Below are 21,352 nucleotides of genomic sequence, written 5' to 3'. Positions count from 1 at the left end.
ATCCATATAAGGAGGTTCAACATGTCTAAGAAGGCGATTCAACATGGCAAATCTCTTACACTTCCAGCAGAGTATCACACTTTAGCCGAAATGATTCAGTATGTCGCAAATCAATATCCGCAGAAGGGCCTCACCTTCGTAGACGCTTCTGGAAATGAGGAATTTCTCCGTTATCCGGAACTCGTGAAGAATGCCCGGCAATACTTGAGCATGCTGTACCGAAAAGGGATACGGCCAGGCGAAGTAATCATTTTGGAAATTGATCAGTCTAAAGATTTCTACTGTACATTCTGGGCATGTATATTGGGCGGTATTGTTGCAGCCCCGGTCAGTCAGCCTACTTCGTGGAAGCCGCTGTCTGCAGGATTGCTTAAGCTGACGAGAATTTGGGAAGTGCTCCAAAAGCCAATCATTATTATGGAGGAGCATAATCGCAAGTATTATGAATCGCTTCAACAGAGTTCCCACTATGAGGGAATCCGCTTTATCTCCACGCAGGAACTGGAAACCGAAGGCGTAGGGGAGCCATATGATGCACAGCCGGATGAGCTAGCGTTTCTCCAATTTTCTTCGGGCAGTACAGGCATTCCGAAGGGAGTGAAGCTGAGCAGCCGCAACATTTTGATTAATGCGCTTGCCATGGCAGAACGGTTCGAGACGAAAGAGTCCGATACCGTATTTACGTGGCTGCCACATACGCATGATATGGGTCTGTTCGTTCAGCATATTACTCCTATTGTGAGCGGAAGCAATATTGTCATTTTCTCACCGTATACGTTTGTCCGATCACCCTACCTGTTCTTGCGCAAAATGTCTGAGCATCAGGCTACCTGGTTCGGTTCAACGAACTTCGGATTTGATTGGATGGTACAGAAGGTCGCGGACGAGAAGCTTGCATCACTTGATTTGTCTTCTTTACGGTTTGCACTGAATGGAGCTGAGCCCATATCAATCCATGTGGTAAACAGCTTTGCTAAGAAATTTGAACCATGTGGGTACAAGCCTGAAATGATGCTGCCTGCTTACGGCATGGCAGAAGCAACAGTTGGCGTCAGCACTTGGCGGATGGATGAAGTTCCGAAGGTAGAATACATATCCCGATCTAAATTGATACATGCACAGCTTGCTGTTCCTGTTCACGAAACCGATGAACGAGATCGCCTTCCGTTCGTTCATGAGGGCACTCCGGTTCCTGAGATCAGTATCCGAATTGCGGATGAGCACGGGAATACAGTGGACGAGTATGTTGTAGGTGAAATTCAGATTCAAGGTGGTTCTGTCACCTCCGGTTATTACAATCGTGACGACTTAACCGAGAGTTTGTTCGTTGACGGATGGCTGCATACCGGTGATTTAGGCTTCATAGCGGAAGGCTCGCTTGTGGTAAGCGGGAGAATGAAGGACATTATTTTTATCCGCGGCCAAAATTACTTCGCTCATGATTTGGAGGAAGTGTTGTATGAGCAAGGTGCGATTCCGCGCGGCAACATCGTGTTCGTTGGTTTGTTTAACGGCGCTACGCAGCAGGAAGAACTGCTTGCCTTTGTGAAGCACAAATCGGGCGTAGAGAAGCTGCTCGATCTTCGCCACCAAATCATCACTCATATGCGAGAATCTCTCGGCATTGAGGTTACTCACGTCATTCCGGTTCGTACGATTCCGAAGACAACGAGCGGCAAACTCCAACGCTTCGAGCTGCGCAAGAACTATGAAGATGGGGAGTATGACGAGACGCTTCAAGAAATTCATGCGGGAGTAGAACAGCGTCGTATTCAGGAGCGGGTTATTCACTCTCCTCAAAATGAACTTGAATCCTTTCTTCGCCGGAGCTGGGCAGAAGTACTGGACATCTCGGAAACACGTATATCTACAGATGATTCTTTCCTGGCATTGGGCGGAAGCTCGATTCAACGTTTTCAGTTCTTAGACCGCATTGAGAAGCATTTTGGCAGAGAAATTGGATTTGAGCTATTTGTCATCTGTAAGACCATTAAGCAAATGGCAGATTATTTGCAATCGATGCCTCAAGCACGTGAGATTCCTGCATCGGCATGGGATGCTGATAACAAATTAGACTTGCATAATGCTGTTGCCATTACTGGAATTGCGCTGCGTGTGCCGGGCGCAAGTACGCCTCAGCAATACTGGGATAATCTATGCACGAAGAAAGACAGCATTGCCAAGGTAAGTGAGAAGCGCATGCAATTGGCGGGAAAACCAGAGTGGGATGACTGGCTTGGTGAAATTGCGAATATCGACTGTTTTGACAATGACTTTTTCGAGATTTCCGATGAGGAAGCTGCATTTATGGATCCGCAGCAGCGGCTGATGCTGGAGATTGCCTATGAGGCACTTGAAGATGCCGGTGCGCTGCCGGGGCTGGATGAGAAACGCAACATCGGTGTATATACCGGCATTAACATCAATACGTACTACCAGCTTGTTATGAATTATATGGACAAGCATGGCGTTGATCGTATCCATCCAAATACGATGGTAGGGAATATGCACAATATGGTATCGGCTCTGATTGCACATAAGCTCAACTTTACAGGGCCGGCGCTTGTAATCGATACGGCATGTTCATCCTTCCTGGTGGCGCTACATCAAGCAGTTGCAGCGATTAGACAGAACAGCATATCAGGAGCGATCGTTGGTGCGGCTAATCTACTGGCTACGCCAATCGTTCATCAATTGTCGCGAAAGGCGGGAATCGTCTCCTCAACTCGTTGTACGAAGACGTTCGATATTGAAGCTGATGGTTCCGTGTTAGGTGAAGGGGTAGTAGTTGTGTACTTGGAGCCTCTTACCCAAGCAGTTCAGAACAACAAGCAGATATATGGCATTATCCGCGGGAGCGCCGTCAATAACGATGGATATTCGCTTGGCATCATGGCGCCAAATCCGGGCGGGCAATATCAAGTTCTGTCTGAGGCGTATATTGATGCGAATCTGTCACCGGGTGAAGTTGGCTATGTGGAAGCACACGGTTCAGGCACGAGAATCGGCGATCCGATTGAAGTGAACGCGCTGACCAAGCTCTTTACTGAAGGAAAGAGACGCACTGATGGCAAGATCGGATTGGGCTCTGTCAAGACCAATATCGGACATTTACTGCCTGCTGCAGGTGGTGCCGGACTTGTGAAAGTGCTGCTGTCCCTCTATCACAAGAAGCTGGTTCCAAGTTTGCATATGGGCACACGCAATCCAGCTCTTGAAATGGAGAAATCACCGTTCTTCATTGTACAGGATGTTGAAGAATGGTCAGTTGATGAGAATAACACCCGTAAGGCAGGGATAAGCTCGTTCGGATTAGGGGGAACGAATGTGCATGTGGTGCTCGAAGAATGGAATGGGGCAGAGGCATCCTCCACTACGAGCGAAGCTACCAAGGCATTCGTGACATCCAAGACATCCGAAACGTCCGAAGCATCTGAGGTGACTGCAGCATCCGCAGCAACCACAAGATCCGCAGTTCGTCCACGTAAACATGTGCTCACCCTGTCAGCTAAATCTGAGCATGCGCTGGAGCGGGTTATTCGTCAGACACAGGAATTGCTGGAACTCAACCCTTCCATAGATATCAATCATTTATGCTTTACACGGAATCGTTATCGCAAGCATTACAGCTATCGAGCTGCCTGCATTCTTTCCAATTCTGATTCATTGAAGGCAGAGGTATTACCGACGGCAAATAGAGGTCGATTCTTGAAAAACCGCGCCGCAAAAGTAGCGTTAGTTATCGGTGATATTGCGAGCCAACCGCTAGCGGATAATCTCCTTACTCAAGATGCTGCCTTTGAACAATTCACGATCGACCATCTGGATGTACTCGAATGCGGTGCAAGCCAATATGGAGTTTCAGAGCAGCTGGAAATGAAGGAGCGCGTACAGTTATCGGTTTTCTTTTATTGGTACTCGCTTGTACAGCGAATTCTGCAAAGCGGAGTTTCAATAACCGAAGTAAGAGGACTTGGTTCTGGCCAAATTCTTGCTGACCTGCTGCAAGAGAGAATGGATATCAAAACAGCCTTAGACGCATTCATGACCGAATTGAAGAACACTCGTGTAGAAGGTGGGGACAAGATCCCAGCTCACGAGGATGAGGCTCTGCTGCAATCGAGAGCGGATGTCCTACTCGGCGTGTGCATGACTAAGGAAGAAGCAGACAAGGTGCTGTCGCATAAGCAGAACAGCAAAGCTGAGCACATTCTGATCGAGTCGAGCGCCTCTGATTCGCTTGAAGATACAGTGCTTCATACTGTTGGGCAGCTGTACGTATCAGGTGCTGATATAGACTGGTCGTCACTGCATCCCGACGGATCTGGCATGCTCGTTCCTTTGCCAGCATATCCGTTCGAGCAGACTTCCCATTGGATTCGAGAATAGTAGAGAGGAGAAGTGAAGATGAACAAGGAAGAAATCGTGGGCTTTATGAAAGCAGAAATTGCAACGATTCTTAATGAGGAACCAGAAGAGATTGATGAGGATATGAACTTCATGAAGATCGGCGTGTCCTCCGTTCAAGCTCTCAAAATTGTGAACAGACTCCGCAGAAAACTGGAAATCAATATTAATCCGGTGGCATTGTTTGAATTCAAGACAATTTCGGAATTCGCTGGGCATTTGAGTGAATGCGTAGAAGAAAAGGTGTCGCTATGAAGAACATTCAAGAAATGGAACCAACACAGGCGAATTCACAGGCAGCGATTGTGGAAGAGGCTCGTACATTTGTTGATAAAGAAGTGCGTCCACTTGTGCGAAAAATGGAAGATGAGGGTACAATGCCGCGTGAGCTGATTGGCAAAATGGCGCAGAAAGGCTATCTGGCGGCATCTTTACCTGTCTCCTATGGCGGGCTTGGCCTCGATCCGATCCATTATGGCTTATTTACAGAAGCGTTCGGTAAGGCTTCTGTAGCAGCGCGCAGCTTGATAACCGTTCATACCTCACTAGTGTCAGAGACATTGCTTCGCTTCGGGACGAAGGAGCAGAAAGAAACCTGGCTGCCACGGCTGGCACGAGGAGAACAGATTGCATGCTTCGGATTAACCGAACCGGACGTTGGGTCAGATGCCAAGAATATCAAGACATCATGGCATGAGGAAGACGATTATTACGTGATTAATGGTGTGAAAAAGTGGATTACGTTTGGAGATATCGCGGATGTATTCTTTATTGTTGCAGCGAATCAGGGGAAGTGTTCCGTTTTTCTCGTGGAGAGAGCTTATGAGGGTGTTGAAACAAAAGCAATTGAAGGACTAATGGCATCACGTTCAACCCATCTGGCTGAGATTCATCTGCGAGATGTTAAGGTGCCGAAATCACATGTAATAGGGAAGCTTAACTTCGGCTTCGAATATGTGGTCTCGACGGCACTGGATAACGGCCGATACAGTATCGCGTGGGCTGGTGTTGGCATTGCGCAAGAAGGCGTGGATGCAATGGTGTCCTATTCCCGAACCCGCTCGCAGTTCGATCAGAAGCTGAGCAGCTTCCAACTAATTCGCGGGATGATCGCAGATGCGGTAACGAAGGTACACGCTGCAAGAGCATTATGTTTGCGAGCAGGAGAAATGCGGCTTTCGAAGGAAGACGAGGCTACGATTGAAACGACAATTGCAAAGTATTTTGCATCCAAGGTAGCGGTGGAGGTCGCAAGCGATGCTCTGCAAGTACATGGGGCCAATGGCTTCAGTAATCAATATCCGGTAGAGAGGTTGTACCGGGAAGCGAAGGTGTTGGAGATTATCGAGGGATCCTCCCAGATGCAGCAAGAAATGATTTCGTATTACGGTCTACGGCATTATTTCAAGCGAGGTTACTCGATATGAAGCTTGCCGCAGCATTTCCTGGACAAGGCAGTCAATACAGCGGAATGTGCCGCTCATTGATGGAGGAGTTCCCGATCGTGCAGGAGGTATTTGAAGAGGCGAGTGATGTATTGAACTTGGATTTACAAGACCTTCTGTTGAATGGAAGCTTGGAAGAACTGTCACTTTCCGAAGTTGCTCAGCCCACAGTCGTGACCGCAAGTTATGCACTGTATAGAGTGTGGGAGAAACAGATCGGACTTGTACCATTCGGAGCTGTAGGGCATAGTCTTGGCGAGCTTTCGGCGCTCATTGCGGCAGGAGCATTGCCCTTCTCGGATGGTGTCCGTTTGGCAAGAGAAAGGGGAAGACTGATGCATCGCGCGCTGCAAGAGAAGAAGGGGAGAGCGGGAATCGTTGTAGATATAGATGTAGACACGCTTACAGATATCATCGAGAGCGTTCGTTCACATGATTATGTCACAATTTCCGGTTACAATTCTCCCAGTCAGTTCATCATTGCGGGGCATCAGACGGCACTTCTGAAGGTAGAGGATGATGTGGTCGAGGCGGGGGGAGAATTTATTCCATTCCGCATGATGCCTATGAAGGCAGATGCGCCTTACCATAGTGCATTAATGGACTATTTGAAGCCTGAGTTCGAAGCTTGCTTGCAGCACGTGACATTCAGCCCTACCAAATTCGATGTATGGTCGACAGTGACAGGTAAAATTATCGAGCCCGCAGACAACTTAGCAGCGATTCTTGCCCATCAGTTGGTTACACCGGTGTATTGGAATCAAGTGCTCGAAGCGATACATGAAGCAGGAGCTGACTTATTTGTGGATATTGGCCCGAATCAAATCACCCGTAATTTGATTCGGGAAAATACGAGGCTTCCTCAATCTTTATCATTTGATGATCAGGCGGATCGGGAACAACTGTCTCAACTACTTATTCACGCTTGACCGGATATTGATATCGTATTGCAGCGATCCTATCTGATACAAGATGCCAAGAAGGAATCTACTGGATGATGGGTGTTGGTAGCTTCGTTGGATAGAAGAGTCAATAAAGGAGGGATAGCGCAATTGATTACGCGACAGAACACAATGGAGCTTTACAACCGGAGAGTGAAAGAGCTTCTGCCCGGAGGCGTGCATTATAATTTCCATCTTCCGTGGGAGGAAACCCCAATTCACTTCGTCAAAGCCGAAGGCAGTCGGGTATGGGATATGAACGGCAACGAGTATCTTGATCTATATGCTAGATTCGGTGCGCTGATCGTTGGCCATGGGAATTTAGAATACAATGAGAGCCTGAAGGAGACAATCGATCGGGTTCTCTCGGTTAGCCACTGTGATATGGATGCAGAAGCGCTTGAGTTGATTGCGAAGTATATCCCTTCGGCTGAGATGATCCGTTTTGGCTTGTCAGGTACGGAAATCGTACAGAATGCATTACGGGTAGCTAGGGCATGGACAGGTAAAAACCGCTTCGTCCGATTTGAAGGCCATTATCATGGCAATGCAGACAACATTATGGGTGGGAGAGCGCCGCGCAGCGGGGAGCCAATCCCATCCGATTTCAGAGGAGACCTCAAAGGAACAGCAGGCCGCGCAGTGGATTCGCTTGAGAGCCAATCCTACTTGCTGCCATGGAATGATGAAGCGGCACTAGAAGAACTGCTGCGGAAGAAAGGCCATGAAATTGCTGCTGTCATCACGGAGCCGGTATGCGTGAATGGGGGAAGCGTCATGCCCGCACCGGGTTATCTGAAGAAAATGCGGGCGTTATGTGATGAATATGAGGTTGTACTTATTTTCGATGAGATAATAACCGGACTTCGTATGGGATTAGGCGGCGCTCAAGAGCAATTCGATGTACGTCCTGATCTGACAACACTTGGCAAGGCAATTGCGGGAGGCGGCGTACCTGTATCTGCACTAGTTGGCAAGAAGGAGATTATGCAGCTTCTGGTCGACAAAAAAGTAATTCATGCTGGAACTTTCAACGGGTACCCGCTTGGAACGGCAGCTGTCAAAACAACACTGGAAATATTGAGTCGCAATCAAGGACTGGCAATGACGGAAATGAATGAAAAGATGTGTGAGATGCAGCAGATTATCCAGCAGGAAGCGGATGCTATAGGGCTTCCACTCGTCATTCAAGGTCCGCCAGCATGTTCAGCCTATCATTGCTGCGCTTCGGTACTGACCAGTCCTTCGGATTATGATTTTGAGATTATGTCGCTGGACATTATTTTGAACCATAATCTTTCGAAGAATGGCATACTCGTTTCGACGATGTCGAGACTGTATCCGAACATATCCCTGACAGCAGAGGATGTGGAATGGTTCCGAGCCAAGGTAGGCAAGGCTTTAGCGGAAACGAAGGAAACATACGAAGAAATCTACTAATCATTTGCTCTTCTTGTATCAGTCTAGCTCCGGCTAGCAGATTGTAAGCGCGGTATTAGTGAGCACATGAAGTGTCTGCATAGCATGATAGAGGAGGGATGGGATACTCTTAAAGGATATTTCATCTGATGCACTGTACCGGGCGAAGCATGTAATCAAACAAGAGTATCGAGCTGCCGGCATGATTCGCAACGAATATTTGTCCTTTGAACTCAACACAATCTATCAACGAATTATTGACGACTTGCCTGGATTCGTCTCGAATCGCTTATCCCATCTGTTCATGAATGAAGCGGCCTATCTCGTACAGGATGGAATAGCGACGGCGAAGCAAGTGGATCAAATTATGAAGCAAGGCTTCCATCATAAGATGGGGCCGCTGGAAACGGCTGATTTAATAGGCTTGGATACGGTTGTTCATTCGCTTGAGGTTCTGTATGACAGCTATCAAGATCCCAAGTATAGATGCTGCCCATTGTTGAAGAAGATGGTTGATGCAGGCCTGTGGGGACGCAAAAGTGGAAGAGGGTTCTATGACTATTCCGATGGAGGATACGTATGAGCGAAAAAAAAGAGTATAAATGCGTCGTGTGGGATTTGGACAATACACTATGGGATGGGGTGCTGGTAGAGTCATCCAGCGTCCAACTTAAGGAGGGCATTCGGGAGATTATCGAGACACTTGATAGCCGCGGAATTCTTCAATCGATTGCCAGCAAGAACGACTATGACTTGGCCATGTCCAAGCTGAAAGAGTTCGGATTGGATGATTACTTCCTGTATCCTGAAATTCATTGGAACGCCAAATCATATTCACTCGCAGAAATTCAGAAAAATATCAATATCGGTATGGACACGATCCTGTTTGTTGACGATCAGCCCTTCGAATTGGAAGAAGTACAGAACGTCCATGAGAGTGTTCACTGCATCAATGCGGATCAATATCTCACCCTGTTATCTCATCCATCACTGAACCCTCGATTCATAACGGTTGATTCTGCACGAAGACGCAAATTGTATCAGGCTGATTATCAGCGGAAGCTGGCAGAAAGTGAATATCAAGGGCCCTCAGAGGCGTTTCTCGCAACGTTGTCTATGAAGTTTACGATCTATCCTGCGCAGGAAGAGGATTTGAAGCGAGCTGAGGAGCTGACGGTTCGAACGAATCAATTGAATGCTACGGGAAGAACGTTCAGCTACGAAGAATTGGATGAGTTGCGGCAATCTCCGCACCATCGGCTGCTAGTCTGTCAATTAGAAGACAAGTATGGAGACTACGGTAAGATTGGGCTAGCCTTAATCCATACCCAAGAAACTCATTGGAAGCTAGAGATGCTGCTCATGTCCTGTCGAGTCGTATCGCGAGGCGTAGGGACGGTGCTGCTCAGTTACATTTTACAAGAGGCTCGCAAACAGAACACCCCGCTGCTGGCTGATTTTCGCGAAACAGGACGCAACAGGATGATGTATGTCAGTTATCGCTTTGCAGGATTTCGTGAGAAATCATCGGATGGGCAGGGCAACTATGTGTTGGAACATGATTTAGCCAATATTCAAGACTTCCCACCTTATATTGAAGTCCAATTGCCAAATGTTGAAGGAGGATACTATGAACTATCAAAATGAAATCAGAAACTTCATTCATCAAAATTTGTCCATTAGCGAAGACAACATTGAATTCTCGGATGACGACAATTTCTTCAAATTGGGTTTCGTCAACTCGCTGTTTGCGATGAAGCTTGTGAATTTTGTCGAGCAGAAGTTCGGAATCGAAGTCGAAAATGAGGATATGGATTTGAAAAATTTCAGCACGGTCAATAACCTACTGGCTTTGATCCATAAGAAAGTGAATGTGTAAGTAAGATCCAGCACCAAACCAATATGATAGGGAGGTTGAAAAGATGAGCAATCATAACAAATATCTGTATTTGTATTTGGCCATCTCGTTTGGCGCTTGTTGGGGGATTGGGCTTGCCTATATGCTGTTCGGGGACATTCTGGTTCCGATTACAGGACCTCTCACGCTTATGCATCCGCTGACCATCATTGCGCTTTACTCACCATCGTTCGCTGGATTGATTGCGTATTATGCAATGGGCGGTTCAAAGGCAGTGAAGGGCGTGTTCTCCAAACTTATTCCTAGAAAACAAGACTTGTTCTGGTTCCCTGTATTGTTAGTAGTTGTCATTTTGTTCGTAGCGACAATGCACTATGGCTCAAAGCTCTTCGGCATTCCTCTTCCGCAAATGACATACAGCATTTCAGACATGTTCCTAATTGGACTGTGGAATCTGATTGAGGAGACAGGGCTTATCGGTGGAATCTTTGGCTGGATTGGCTTTTTGCTTCCTTTTCTTCAGGGCAAATTCAAAAACAATGTTACTAGTTCGCTGCTCACTGGACTCATTTTCGGACTATGGGTGCTGCCAGGCTACGTGATCTCTTCCTATGAAACTAGCACCTCCTATTTTCTCTACGTTATTCAGCTCATGTTCTTCATATGGTTCCAAAGCTACGTGTTCAATGCAACAAGAGGCACTCTGCTATTCTATCTCTTCACGTTCTGGCTGACAGCAACGGGAAGCCGACTTCAGTTCTATTACTTCAACGCGCAAGTACAGATTTTGCAAGTCAGCTTCTTCTTAATCGCTGCGATCATTATGCACTTCATCTATAACAAGCAGAAAGAAAAGAACAACTATGAATTGCAAATGTCTCCACAATTCATTCAAGCATAACGGTCTATTCATCGTTTCCAGATATCAAGGATGCTCATTCGTCTTCCAACATGAGGGTATTTACAGCACGTTGACTGATGAGCATCTTTTGCTTGGAGCATGCTATTCATGCTCGACTCATGCTCGACTCATGCTCGACGGTAATCTTATTGGCGAATACCAGCTAGGCAAATATAATAGAGACAAGGATGACATAAAAGCACGGGAAGAGCATCTGGCTTTAGTTACTGAAAATGGGCTTCTAAATGTCGTTCAATAAGTCGGACAAAAGGTGATGAACATAACGAAAATCGCAGCATTTCACTTACCGGAACACATTTCGTCTGCGGAGTATGATGATTTCATGAGCAAGGTTGCACCGCAGCGAAGAGATCGAATTAGCAAATTTAAGTTTGTTGCAGATGCGTATCGCTCTCTGTTTGGAGAAGCTTTGGTCAGAGCAGTGTTGTGTAAGGATTACGGATATACAAATGCAGACATACATTTTGAACACAATGAGTACGGCAAGCCACGTGTCGCAGGAGACAGCGACTTTTCCTTCAACATTTCTCATTCAGGCTGCTGGGTGATGATGATATGGGGGCAAGGAGTACTTGGCATTGATGTGGAGCAAATAAAGCCAATCGACTTGTCGATTGCGCGTCGTTTTTTCTCGATGGAAGAAACGGATGCTCTTATGCAAAAAGATGACGGGGAGAAGATAGACTACTTCTATACATTATGGACATTGAAGGAAAGCTATATCAAGGCAGCCGGGAAGGGCTTATCTATTCCGCTGGATTCCTTCTCCATCGTTGACAATGGGGCAGGGACATTCGAATTGAAGCCGGATAAGGAATCGGTACGCTTCTATACGTTCGAGCTGGAACATGGTTATAAAGCAGCAGCCTGTACAGAAGGATATGAAAAGAATGAACGATCACCATCCATCTCATATGTAACGATGGATGATTTGCAGCAGTGGATTCGATGAGTAATTGGAAGATAGGAAGAGTTGAAAAGCCGTCCCCAAGTTCGAAGGAGAACGTGGAGTGACGGCTTTTTGTTATGGTTTATCGTTTATAGATTTGGCGATAGCGAGCAGGTGTAAGTTGCTCAAATTTCTTAAATGACTTAATGAAGTAGCTCGGTTCACTGAAGCCAAGCTCATTGCTAATTTCCGAAATAGACAGATCGGTAGTCTCCAAGATTTGTTTGGCCCACTCGATTTTGAGATGCGGAATGAACACCGAGAAGTTTTCTCCTGTTTCTTTCGTAAAAATACGACTGAAGTAGCTGGGACTGACATGGCAGAGTGCAGCCATATCCGTCAGCTTTACGTTCTCGCTCTTGTGTGTATAAATATAATCGAATGCAGGTTGAAGCATCGAGTTGGAGGCAAGCATTTGCTGATTTTTCATCTTGCTAATTTGATTGTCGATCAGCGTGTTATCCAGTTCTGCCTTGAATGTTTGAATGCTGCGATAGCTATGGTCTGCTAAAAACTCGGAGGCAGTCTTCTCACTATGAAGCGCCTGCCGATACATTTCAATGGTTGTATTTTTGGAAATGGCTTCCTCTACAATATAATTACATAGATGATAGAGCATTTCAGAAATGGTGACAACCTCATCATAAGACAGTTCCGGCAAGGAGCTGTATTCCGGCTCTAGATTCTTGAACTTCCGATTCGCATCCGCATTAGCTGGGCGGGTAACAATTTGTTCGAGCTCCATCGGATTGTCACGCAGCTTGACTTGTCCGGCCATCACTGCTCCCATGTATTGATTATTCACGATAATCGGAATAGCAATATCGACAATATTGAAGTGGCACAAATAGATATACGGCTTATTCAGCCGAACAGCCTCCAGACCGCCGCGTGCATCGCACTTCTGGCAGTATTGCGACAACGATTCATCTTGCCGTATGGCCTGGCAGAAGCTTTGGCAATGACTATGCGCTGTTACTGGGATGCCCTTATAGTCAGTCGTAATCACGGCCATCTTCGTCACTAAGGATAGCGAGTCTTGCAGCTGCTGCCATTTTTCCATATCGATGATGCTCTCTAAGCTAAAACGGGAACTCACGATGACTCATTCTCCTTTTGTTTGCATGGCTAAATTATAGCATATTTTTCGGGTTGAATGACAAGATAATACCATTCGGCGCACAAATGATAAGAAAATCCGATAAGATAGCGCTTTATTTCGTAATAATAGTTCAATGATCTAGTTCATTGACGGTTCTATAATAAACATATAAATAGCACAGAGGAGGCATTTAATCATGAGAAAAGCGTTTATCAGCCCAGCCAAATATGTACAAGGTGAAGATGAACTTTATAACTTGGGTTATTTCATTCGAACATTCGGAGATTCTGCTCTTCTGATCGCTCATCCAGATGATGTGCAGCGTGTAAAGCATAAGCTTGAACATACAATGAATAAATACAAAGTTACGTTAGTTGAGAGCGGTTTCACTGGAGAATGCTCTCGTCAAGAAGTAAAACGATTACAACAGCTTGCTATTGAGCATAATTGCTCATGTACAATTGGACTTGGCGGTGGCAAAGCGATTGATACGGCCAAATGTGTGGCAGAAGGGGAAGCGCTCATTATCGTTCCAACTATTGCAGCAACTGATGCGCCAACTAGCCATTCCGCGGTGATGTACACGCCTGAAGGGGAATTTGACGATTATGCTTATTTCAAGCAAAGTCCTAGTGTGGTCATGATTGATACGACTGTCATTGCGAATGCGCCAACGCGCTTCCTCGTAGCAGGCATGGGAGATGCGCTCTCCACTTACTTCGAAGCACGTGCAACAGCAAGCTCTTATTCGAATGTAAATGCAGGACTGCCTTGTGGTGCAATGGGAGGAGTAGCACCTGCCAGAGGTACGAAAGCTGCACTCGCACTTGCGAAGTTGTGCTACGAAACCTTGCTTGAAGACGGTGCGAAGGCGAAGATGGCTTGTGATGCGAACTTGGTAACGCCTGCACTGGAGAACATTGTGGAAACGAATATTCTGTTGTCTGGATTAGGGTTCGAGAGCGGCGGATTGGCCGCAGCTCATGCCATCCACAATGGATTAACTTCACTTGAAGGCACTCACTCTTATATGCATGGCGAGAAGGTAGCCTTTACAACATTGGTGCAGCTTGTCCTTGAGAATGCAAGCGCAGCAGAAATGAACGAGGTATTGGAATTCTGTGTAAGCATTGGTCTTCCGGTATGCTTGGCTGATCTCGGTGTAACAAGTGTTACGAACGAAGAATTACAGGCAGTTGCACAGAAGGCGTGCATCCCTGAAGAATCTATCCACTCCATGCCGTTCCCAGTCACAGAAGAGATGGTCGTATCGGCGATTCGAGTGGCTGATATGATGGGTCAACAATTCAAAGACCAGAAGGACGTGTAAGGAATGAAAAAAATACTGAATCAACCGGAAACTTTGGTTCGGGAAATGTGCAACGGTATGGTGCTTGCACATCCGGAACTGGAGTTCATCAGCAAATACAAGATTGTCAAGAAAAAAATCGTGAATGAGAACAAGGTTACGTTGATCAGTGGCGGAGGAAGCGGTCATGAACCAGCTCACGCTGGATTTGTTGGACAAGGCATGCTCGATGTAGCTGTATGCGGTGATGTATTTGCATCCCCATCACAAATTCAAATTTATCAAGCATTAAAGGCCTCTGCAAGCAAGAAGGGAACGCTGCTCATAATTAAGAACTACAGTGGCGACATTATGAACTTCAAAAATGCGTCGCATCTAGCCACAGAAGACGGAATTCAGGTCGATTATGTCAAAGTGGACGACGATATAGCTGTAGAGGACAGTCTATACACGGTTGGCCGCAGAGGTGTTGCAGGGACAGTGCTCGTTCATAAGATTGCAGGTGCGGCCGCTGAAGAGGGCTTGGAGCTTGCAGAAGTGAAGGCGATTGCCCAGCACGCGATCGACAACACAAGAAGTATTGGATTCGCGCTTACCTCATGCACAGTTCCAGCGAAAGGAACACCAACGTTCCAGTTGAATGACGATGAGATCGAATATGGCGTAGGAATTCATGGGGAGCCTGGTATTCGCCGAGAGAAGATCGCTTCTGCTAACGAACTGGCGAAGAAAATGGTTGCGGATTTGTTCCGTGACATGAAGATTACAGCAGGCTCGGAGCAGGAGCTAGCCGTGCTGATTAACGGATTTGGCGGATCCCCGCTGCAAGAATTGTACTTGCTGGCGAACGCCGTAGTTCGGGAGATTCATGCACAACAAATTACTCTTGTCAAAGTATTCGTAGGCAACTACATGACAAGTATCGATATGGCTGGCGCGTCGGTGTCGGTTATCCGCTTGGATGAACAGCTTAAGCATTACCTCGAAGCAAGCTGCAATACACCGGCGTTGCAGGTGAGTGGTTCATTTGAACCAATCCATCCTGAGGAGATGTCCGAAGCAGGAACTGCGAGCCAAGAGGTATCTTTCACAGTAGAGACGGACGAGTCCTTCTCGAAGGTCGAACATAATGTGTTCACGGTTAATAACCTGATCTATCTAACAGACAAGATGAGTGAAATCATCATTGAAAATGAGGTTCCATTCTGCGATTTGGATTCACATGCAGGTGATGGCGACTTCGGTATGAGTGTGGCGAAGGGCTTTAAGCAATTGAAAAGAGAATGGCATGACATCATTGCACATCATTCAGACAACTTGGGCAACTTCCTCCATGCTTGCTCATTAGTTATTATGGAGCATTGCGGCGGCGCTTCCGGCCCAATCTGGGGTTCAGCATTCCGTGCAGCCAGCAAGTTCGCGGGCGAACGCGTAGAATTGTCCGTTTCTGAATTTGCACAAATGATGCAAGCCGTTGTTAAAGGCATTCAAGACACGGGCGAGCGCTCCTTCGGAAGAGGAGCTGTAGTTGGGGATAAGACACTTGTCGATGCACTGGCACCATTTGCAGATGCGTGGGTGCAAAGTGCGGCTGAGGGCGATGACGTGAAGACTGCTTCTGTGAAAGCGGCAGAGGCTGCTGTTCAAGGTGCAAAGTATACAGAGACAATTGTAGCTCGTATGGGAAGAGCGGGGACGGTTGGCGAACGGAGTCTTGGCTATCCTGATGCTGGTGCCTATGCGCTTGGTGTGATTTTCACAGCGTTGTCCCAAGTGATCAAGTAAGAAGCGAGCGGATTAGGAATAGATCAATTTCCGACCAAATGGAATACTAGAAAAGTAGAACCGGAGTGCAGTCTAGCATACTCCGGTTCTTTTTGTTTGGAAGATATTATAATTAATTACAATATATTTGAAATGATCTCCTGTATTATCCGTGTTAGGATCGGAAACGTACCACAAAACAAGCCGAAGCTCATCAGAGCGCGGGGGAACCGATTCATTGGGGTGAAGTCGTGTAGCGACAGGGGAGTCCACTTTAACCCGAACCCGACAGCTAACCTCGCAGGCTGCAAAGGGAGAGATGTACAGGATGAAGAAGACATTTAAGAAAGTTGTAATTACAAGTGCGATTGCATTGGCACCGGTTATGGCGGTAAACTCTGCTATGGCAGCACCCGTTAGCCCAGTGCAACAGCCGAATCCGATGATGAACTCGAATTGTTCAAACCTGGGTATGAATATGGATCTCAATAGTATCTTCCAAGATAACTCGGAATTGAAGCAAATCTTGTCCAAATGGATGGAAGCCATTCAAAAAGAAATTGGGAACAAGCCAATCGTTCCGCCTCCAGTTCAAAAACCAGAGGTGGACAAGCCGGTAGTAAATAAACCTGAGGTTGAAAAGCCAGAAGCAAACAAACCTGAAGTTGAGAAACCTGAGGTAGAGAAGCCAGAAATCGAGAAACCTGAAGTTGAAAAGCCTGAGGTTAACAAACCAGAAGTAAACAAACCAGAAGTAAACAAACCAGAAGTAAACAAACCAGAAGCTGAAAAACCAGTAACACCTGGTGAAAATAAACCAACTGCGCCACAAGACAACAACAATGCGAACAGTGACTTCGCTAGCCAAGTTATCGATTTGGTGAACCAAGAACGTGCGAATGCTGGTTTGCAGCCATTGAAATCCGATGCACAATTGAACAAAGTTGCGATGATCAAGGCGAAAGATATGAATGATAACAACTACTTTGACCATCAATCTCCAACACTTGGCTCCCCATTCGATCTGATGAGAGCACAAGGTGTCAATTTCAATACTGCTGGCGAGAACATTGCCAAAGGCCAACGTAATCCGCAAGAAGTAATGAACGCATGGATGAACAGCGATGGACACCGTAAGAACATCCTGAACTCCAGCTTCACTTCCATCGGTGTTGCATACTACAATGGCGTGTGGGTACAATCATTCACAGGCTAACGAGTTAAGTATGTAGATATCACATCAAGAACCTGCAGGTAAGTGCAGGTTCTTTTTTTTGTATTTAATCAGGCGCTCTACAAGAGAATAACGAGGAAATTAACAGAAATGAAGCTGATCTTATATGTCTCTGTTAAAGACCGGATTCAGTTTCTTTTCAATGTTATACCAATTGTGCCATTCTGTTGTTGGATCGATGAATTCTCTCATTGCTGCACGCATCCATACAGATCGAGCAAAATTTTTAACATTTATGCGTCTACAGCGATGAATCACTTTGTCTTCATTGGGCAGCTCAACCTGCATAAGCCACGCGCAATAGGACGTGAACGACAACTTATTAAGCTCAAGCATTGACACGACGGCTGTCGCCATGCGTTCATCTTCCTCTGTTCGCAAGATATGATTCGCATGAAGAAGCATGTGCTCAATGGCACTGAGAAGCTTCTTGCATTCCTCTGGGCCAATGTGTGGACTGCGTACACAAGCAGCCATGACATCTGCGATGTGAGCTGGAGCATGAGCCCATCCCTTAACTTCTACATAATCGCGATAATCGTTCTCCTGCATGCAATAATCAACAACTCGCTTCGCAATGTGTTCATATAAAGGCTTGCTTATATAAGGCTGTTGTTCATCACGCTTCAGAAGCAGTGCGAGTAAGAGGGCGGAGAATGTACGTTGGAAGACCGAATCGTTCTCAGCAGTCCCAATTCCTTTGAAAAGCATTTGGTCTGATAACGTCTGATGAAGAAGCTCTGTTAGTTGTCCAGCGGTCAGGATTTTTTGTGTAATAAGCCATTCATACAATATCCCGTATGCAAGATCATCCCTCAATTCAGGATCTGTAGAGCCAAGTAGGCTGACTACTTGTTGTACGGCTTCATATTGTTCGATTTCTGTTGGTAGCTCATATTGATGATCCATAATTGAGCGCAGCTGCTGCTTGTCCATGAAATGAATCCCCCCATTAAAGATGTTTAGGTATTTGTATTCGCTAATGAATAATCATAAAAAGAATGAGATGATCATTTTAACATGATAGGAAAGAAATGTATATGTAGACGAATGGTAGAAACGAACGAAATCATGGTTTCTAGCAATACGGTATAGTTAGCAATTAAGGAGGGAATGAATAAGAAACCCCCTGAACATAATCGTTTAGGGGGGAGAGATAACTTTATACCCAACCGAAGGCTCTAGCGAGCTGAGCCGTGGCGAAGGTGACAGCTATAGCGATTCCGAGCGGAATAACGGCAGACAATACTGTCCATTTTGTACTTTTCGTTTCTTTATAAATGTTGAATAATGTCGTTCCGCAAGGGTAGTGGAGCAAGGAGAACAGCATCATGTTTAATGCAGTCAACCATGTCCATCCATGCTGCAGGAAGATATCCTTGATGTTCTCCATTCCATCTGCATCAACCATTGCCCCAGAGGACAAGTAGCCCATAAGCAAGATGGGAAGGACAACTTCGTTCGCAGGCAAGCCGAGCAGGAATGCCATAACGATGAATCCATCTAGGCCAATGGCTTGGGCGAATGGATCGAAGAATGAAGCCATATGATTCAAGACGCTGTCGCCGCCTACAAATACGTTGCCAAGAATCCAAGTCAGAACGCCGGCTGGTGCCGCAATAACGACAGCACGAGTCAATACGTTAAGGGATTTGTCACGCGATGACAATAAAATCGTCTTCCAGACTTGCGGTCTGCGGTACGGTGGAAGTTCTAGTGTATAATGTGTGGGCACACCGCGCAGTGCTGTTTTGGACATGACCCAAGACACGGTCAAGGTGACAACAATCCCAATCATAACCATGCCCATCACGATAGCTGCGGTTACGATCGTCTGCATTCCGCTTGCTACACCTGCTGCCATGAACAGAGATGACAACAGAATCAGGGTCGGCCATCTGCCGTTGCATGGTACGAAATTATTCGTTAATATTGCAAGCATACGTTCTCGTGGAGATTCGATAATCCGTGTGGACAAGATCGCTGCTGCATTGCATCCGAAACCCATCGACATCGTCAAGGCTTGCTTTCCGTGGCCGCCTGATTTTTTGAATAGACGATCCATGTTGAAAGCTACCCGTGGCAAATACCCGAAATTCTCAAGTAACGCGAAAATAGGGAAGAAAATAGCCATAGGCGGCAGCATGACACTAATTACCCATGATGTTCCTCGATATAAGCCGAGTACAAGAATGCCATGCAGCCATGCAGGAGCATTCATCGCTTCAAATGCAGTGTTTAAGTACCCTTCAATCACTTCGAAGAAGGAAAATATCATTTCCGACGGAACATTTGCTCCAGCAATCGTCAACCAAAATACAACACCCAAGATGGCGAGCATGATCGGAAAGCCCCAGATCGGAGAGGTTAGAATCTTGTCTAACCGGTATGTGCTTTTTAATTTCTTCTTGTCTTCATAGACAACGGCTGTACTGCATATATCACGCGTCGTACGATAAATATCCGTTACAATTCCGTCCCGAATTGCTTCTCCGCTTGCAAGAGTGCGTGCTCTGGACAATAAGGAGTCCAATGATTCTGAATTAGTGGCAAGCGGTGTGGCCATACGAAACAACTCCCTTCACGGTATCTGCGACCGGCGAGTTCCATCTGGATCTCATCGAATTGATCAAGCTCTCATCACCGTCAAGCAGACGAAGTGCAATCCATCTTGTTGGAAATGATGTGCCAAGCTTCTCCCGAATGATCGGTTCTAGTGCTGCGATTTTCTCTTCTATATCCTCGTTATATTGCACGAGCAGCGGGGCAGGTACAATCTTGCCGGAAGCTACGCCCCTAATTTTCTCCATCATTTGATCAATCCCAGTACGGTGTCGTGCAGAGATCGCAACTGCAGGAACGCCAAGCTTCTTCTCGATCGCATTAATGTCGATCTTAACACCGAGCCGCTTCGCCTCGTCCATCAAGTTAATGCAGACAACAACGCGGTTGGTCATTTCCATCACTTGCAGTGCCAAGTTCAAATTACGCTCCAGTGATGTCGCGTCCAGTACGACGAGTGTCACATCGGGTTTCTCAAAAATAATATAATCCCGAGCGGCTTCCTCGTCGGCTGAATTGGAATAGAGCGAATACGTACCCGGCAAGTCGACCATTTTATAGGAAGTACCTTCATGATTGAAGTGGCCTTCTGCTGTTAGGACGGTTTTTCCCGCCCAGTTTCCCGTATGCTGCCGCATTCCTGTAAGGGAATTGAACAAGGTACTTTTACCGGTATTTGGATTGCCGGCTAAGGCAACCGTATATTGTTTTGTCATTGATCATCACTCCCAACTAATTCACCATACATGAGTGTGCTTTCTTCCTTGCGAAGCGCTATCGTTGTATTATTGACTCGGAATGCGATCGGATCGCCGAGCGGACTGCGCTGCAGCACTTCGATCACATTGCCTGGAACAAAGCCGAGATCAAGTAATCTTCTCCGTAGTACTCCTTGAACCTCGATTCGATTCAACCGTACATGCTGGCCTGTGCCAGCGCTGTATAGCGTTACGACATTTGAATGCATTACATTCACTCTCCTGATTTCACCATGTCCTAAAAAGTTTGCCCAATGCAAGATTTGCCCCAAAAAAAAGCGGAATTGTTCCATTCGTGCTACTTCATTAGTATAGGTCAACTATGTTTGTTGGGCAACAAAAACTTTCCCCGATGCAAAAATATTTATATTTATCATATGCGCGAAGGGTGGAAACGTTGCCATCTTTTCCGTGAAATTATCATTCTAGTTGGATTGATCATTATCGCGTTCTGAATATCGTGAGTGCGCTTCTCGACAGTGATGATGGTACACGGTTTACGCTTATCCGACCAGCAATTCTAAACCCTGCTATGATTCATAGACATTGTACGCACGATGACACTGATGGGAAACACATTATGTCAATGCATCAATTATGCACGGAGTCAGAACAAGTGAAAGTGGTCATTATACAGGAAATTCCATCTCTTTCGTCGAAGGGTAGGAGTGTGGAACGAGGC

At 46.3% G+C, this 21,352-nt stretch carries 17 protein-coding genes, 1 pseudogene and 1 riboswitch; of the genes and pseudogenes, 13 read left to right on the top strand and 5 right to left on the bottom strand.

Annotation, left to right across the window (positions count from 1 at the left end; all coding sequences use genetic code 11):
• Window positions 1-21 precede the first annotated feature (21 nt).
• The 10 genes and pseudogenes from M3661_RS10530 (at window position 22) to M3661_RS10485 (ending at window position 11,944) form a co-directional block, all read left to right on the top strand.
• Window positions 22-4,389: a beta-ketoacyl synthase N-terminal-like domain-containing protein gene (locus tag M3661_RS10530; RefSeq protein ID WP_251484491.1), complete on the top strand. Its 4,368-nt coding sequence runs from the start codon at window positions 22-24 to the stop codon at window positions 4,387-4,389.
• 18 nt (window positions 4,390-4,407) lie between these two features.
• Window positions 4,408-4,662: an acyl carrier protein gene (locus M3661_RS10525; protein WP_028531520.1), complete on the top strand. Its 255-nt coding sequence runs from the start codon at window positions 4,408-4,410 to the stop codon at window positions 4,660-4,662.
• Window positions 4,659-5,834 carry an acyl-CoA dehydrogenase family protein gene (locus M3661_RS10520; RefSeq protein WP_251484488.1) on the top strand — a complete coding sequence of 392 codons (1,176 nt, stop codon included), beginning with the start codon at window positions 4,659-4,661 and terminating at the stop codon, window positions 5,832-5,834. Before M3661_RS10525 ends, M3661_RS10520 begins: the two co-directional genes overlap by 4 nt.
• Window positions 5,831-6,781 (top strand): ACP S-malonyltransferase, encoded by a 951-nt coding sequence (locus tag M3661_RS10515; RefSeq protein ID WP_251484485.1) that lies wholly within the window; start codon window positions 5,831-5,833, stop codon window positions 6,779-6,781. Before M3661_RS10520 ends, M3661_RS10515 begins: the two co-directional genes overlap by 4 nt.
• A gap of 123 nt (window positions 6,782-6,904) precedes the next feature.
• The gene (locus tag M3661_RS10510) at window positions 6,905-8,233 is read left to right on the top strand and encodes an aspartate aminotransferase family protein (RefSeq protein WP_251484482.1); all 1,329 of its coding nucleotides are present in this window, start codon (window positions 6,905-6,907) and stop codon (window positions 8,231-8,233) included.
• Between the two features lie 241 nt (window positions 8,234-8,474).
• Window positions 8,475-8,795 (top strand): annotated as a pseudogene (locus M3661_RS10505) (3-hydroxyacyl-CoA dehydrogenase family protein); the annotation flags it as partial.
• Entirely contained in the window at window positions 8,792-9,859 is a 1,068-nt protein-coding gene (locus tag M3661_RS10500; protein WP_251484479.1) for an HAD-IIIC family phosphatase, read from the top strand. The pseudogene M3661_RS10505 and the gene M3661_RS10500, both read left to right, overlap by 4 nt.
• Window positions 9,843-10,091 carry an acyl carrier protein gene (locus M3661_RS10495; protein ID WP_065291208.1) on the top strand — a complete coding sequence of 83 codons (249 nt, stop codon included), beginning with the start codon at window positions 9,843-9,845 and terminating at the stop codon, window positions 10,089-10,091. The genes M3661_RS10500 and M3661_RS10495 overlap by 17 nt, the downstream gene beginning before the upstream one ends.
• Window positions 10,092-10,134: 43 nt before the next feature.
• Entirely contained in the window at window positions 10,135-10,971 is an 837-nt protein-coding gene (locus tag M3661_RS10490) for a hypothetical protein (RefSeq protein ID WP_217492499.1), read from the top strand.
• Between the two features lie 274 nt (window positions 10,972-11,245).
• Window positions 11,246-11,944: a 4'-phosphopantetheinyl transferase family protein gene (locus tag M3661_RS10485; RefSeq protein WP_251484476.1), complete on the top strand. Its 699-nt coding sequence runs from the start codon at window positions 11,246-11,248 to the stop codon at window positions 11,942-11,944.
• Between the two features lie 79 nt (window positions 11,945-12,023).
• Here the strand turns inward: M3661_RS10485 and M3661_RS10480 are convergent, their stop codons facing one another.
• Window positions 12,024-13,040, bottom strand: a complete 1,017-nt coding sequence (locus M3661_RS10480; RefSeq protein WP_251484473.1) for a PocR ligand-binding domain-containing protein — start codon at window positions 13,038-13,040, stop codon at window positions 12,024-12,026.
• A gap of 199 nt (window positions 13,041-13,239) precedes the next feature.
• Between M3661_RS10480 and M3661_RS10475 the strand changes: the two genes are divergently transcribed.
• From M3661_RS10475 to M3661_RS10465, 3 genes are all read left to right on the top strand, one after another.
• Window positions 13,240-14,373 carry a glycerol dehydrogenase gene (locus tag M3661_RS10475; protein ID WP_065291207.1) on the top strand — a complete coding sequence of 378 codons (1,134 nt, stop codon included), beginning with the start codon at window positions 13,240-13,242 and terminating at the stop codon, window positions 14,371-14,373.
• 3 nt (window positions 14,374-14,376) lie between these two features.
• Window positions 14,377-16,137 (top strand): dihydroxyacetone kinase subunit DhaK, encoded by a 1,761-nt coding sequence (gene dhaK, locus M3661_RS10470; protein WP_065291206.1) that lies wholly within the window; start codon window positions 14,377-14,379, stop codon window positions 16,135-16,137.
• A 171-nt stretch (window positions 16,138-16,308) separates the two neighbouring features.
• Window positions 16,309-16,438, top strand: a riboswitch (cyclic di-AMP (ydaO/yuaA leader).
• Window positions 16,439-16,444: 6 nt separating this feature from the next.
• Window positions 16,445-17,332 carry a CAP domain-containing protein gene (locus tag M3661_RS10465; protein ID WP_251484470.1) on the top strand — a complete coding sequence of 296 codons (888 nt, stop codon included), beginning with the start codon at window positions 16,445-16,447 and terminating at the stop codon, window positions 17,330-17,332.
• 120 nt (window positions 17,333-17,452) lie between these two features.
• On the opposite strand, the gene M3661_RS10460 is transcribed toward M3661_RS10465, so the two are convergent.
• From M3661_RS10460 to M3661_RS10445, 4 genes are all read right to left on the bottom strand, one after another.
• Entirely contained in the window at window positions 17,453-18,286 is an 834-nt protein-coding gene (locus tag M3661_RS10460) for a DUF2785 domain-containing protein (RefSeq protein ID WP_251484467.1), read from the bottom strand.
• A 226-nt stretch (window positions 18,287-18,512) separates the two neighbouring features.
• Complete coding sequence (locus M3661_RS10455) at window positions 18,513-19,916, bottom strand: nucleoside recognition domain-containing protein (RefSeq protein ID WP_065291203.1); 1,404 nt, start codon at window positions 19,914-19,916, stop codon at window positions 18,513-18,515.
• Window positions 19,894-20,628 carry a FeoB small GTPase domain-containing protein gene (locus M3661_RS10450; RefSeq protein WP_251484464.1) on the bottom strand — a complete coding sequence of 245 codons (735 nt, stop codon included), beginning with the start codon at window positions 20,626-20,628 and terminating at the stop codon, window positions 19,894-19,896. Before M3661_RS10450 ends, M3661_RS10455 begins: the two co-directional genes overlap by 23 nt.
• Window positions 20,625-20,879 (bottom strand): FeoA family protein, encoded by a 255-nt coding sequence (locus tag M3661_RS10445; protein WP_065291201.1) that lies wholly within the window; start codon window positions 20,877-20,879, stop codon window positions 20,625-20,627. The genes M3661_RS10450 and M3661_RS10445 overlap by 4 nt, the downstream gene beginning before the upstream one ends.
• Between the last annotated feature and the right edge of the window lie 473 nt (window positions 20,880-21,352).

The sequence above is a fragment of the Paenibacillus sp. MER 180 genome, from assembly GCF_023713665.1.
Lineage (GTDB): Bacteria > Bacillota > Bacilli > Paenibacillales > Paenibacillaceae > Paenibacillus_B > Paenibacillus_B suaedae.
The sequence above is the reverse complement of the archived record's forward strand: the minus strand, read 5'-3'. Positions and strand labels throughout refer to the sequence as shown.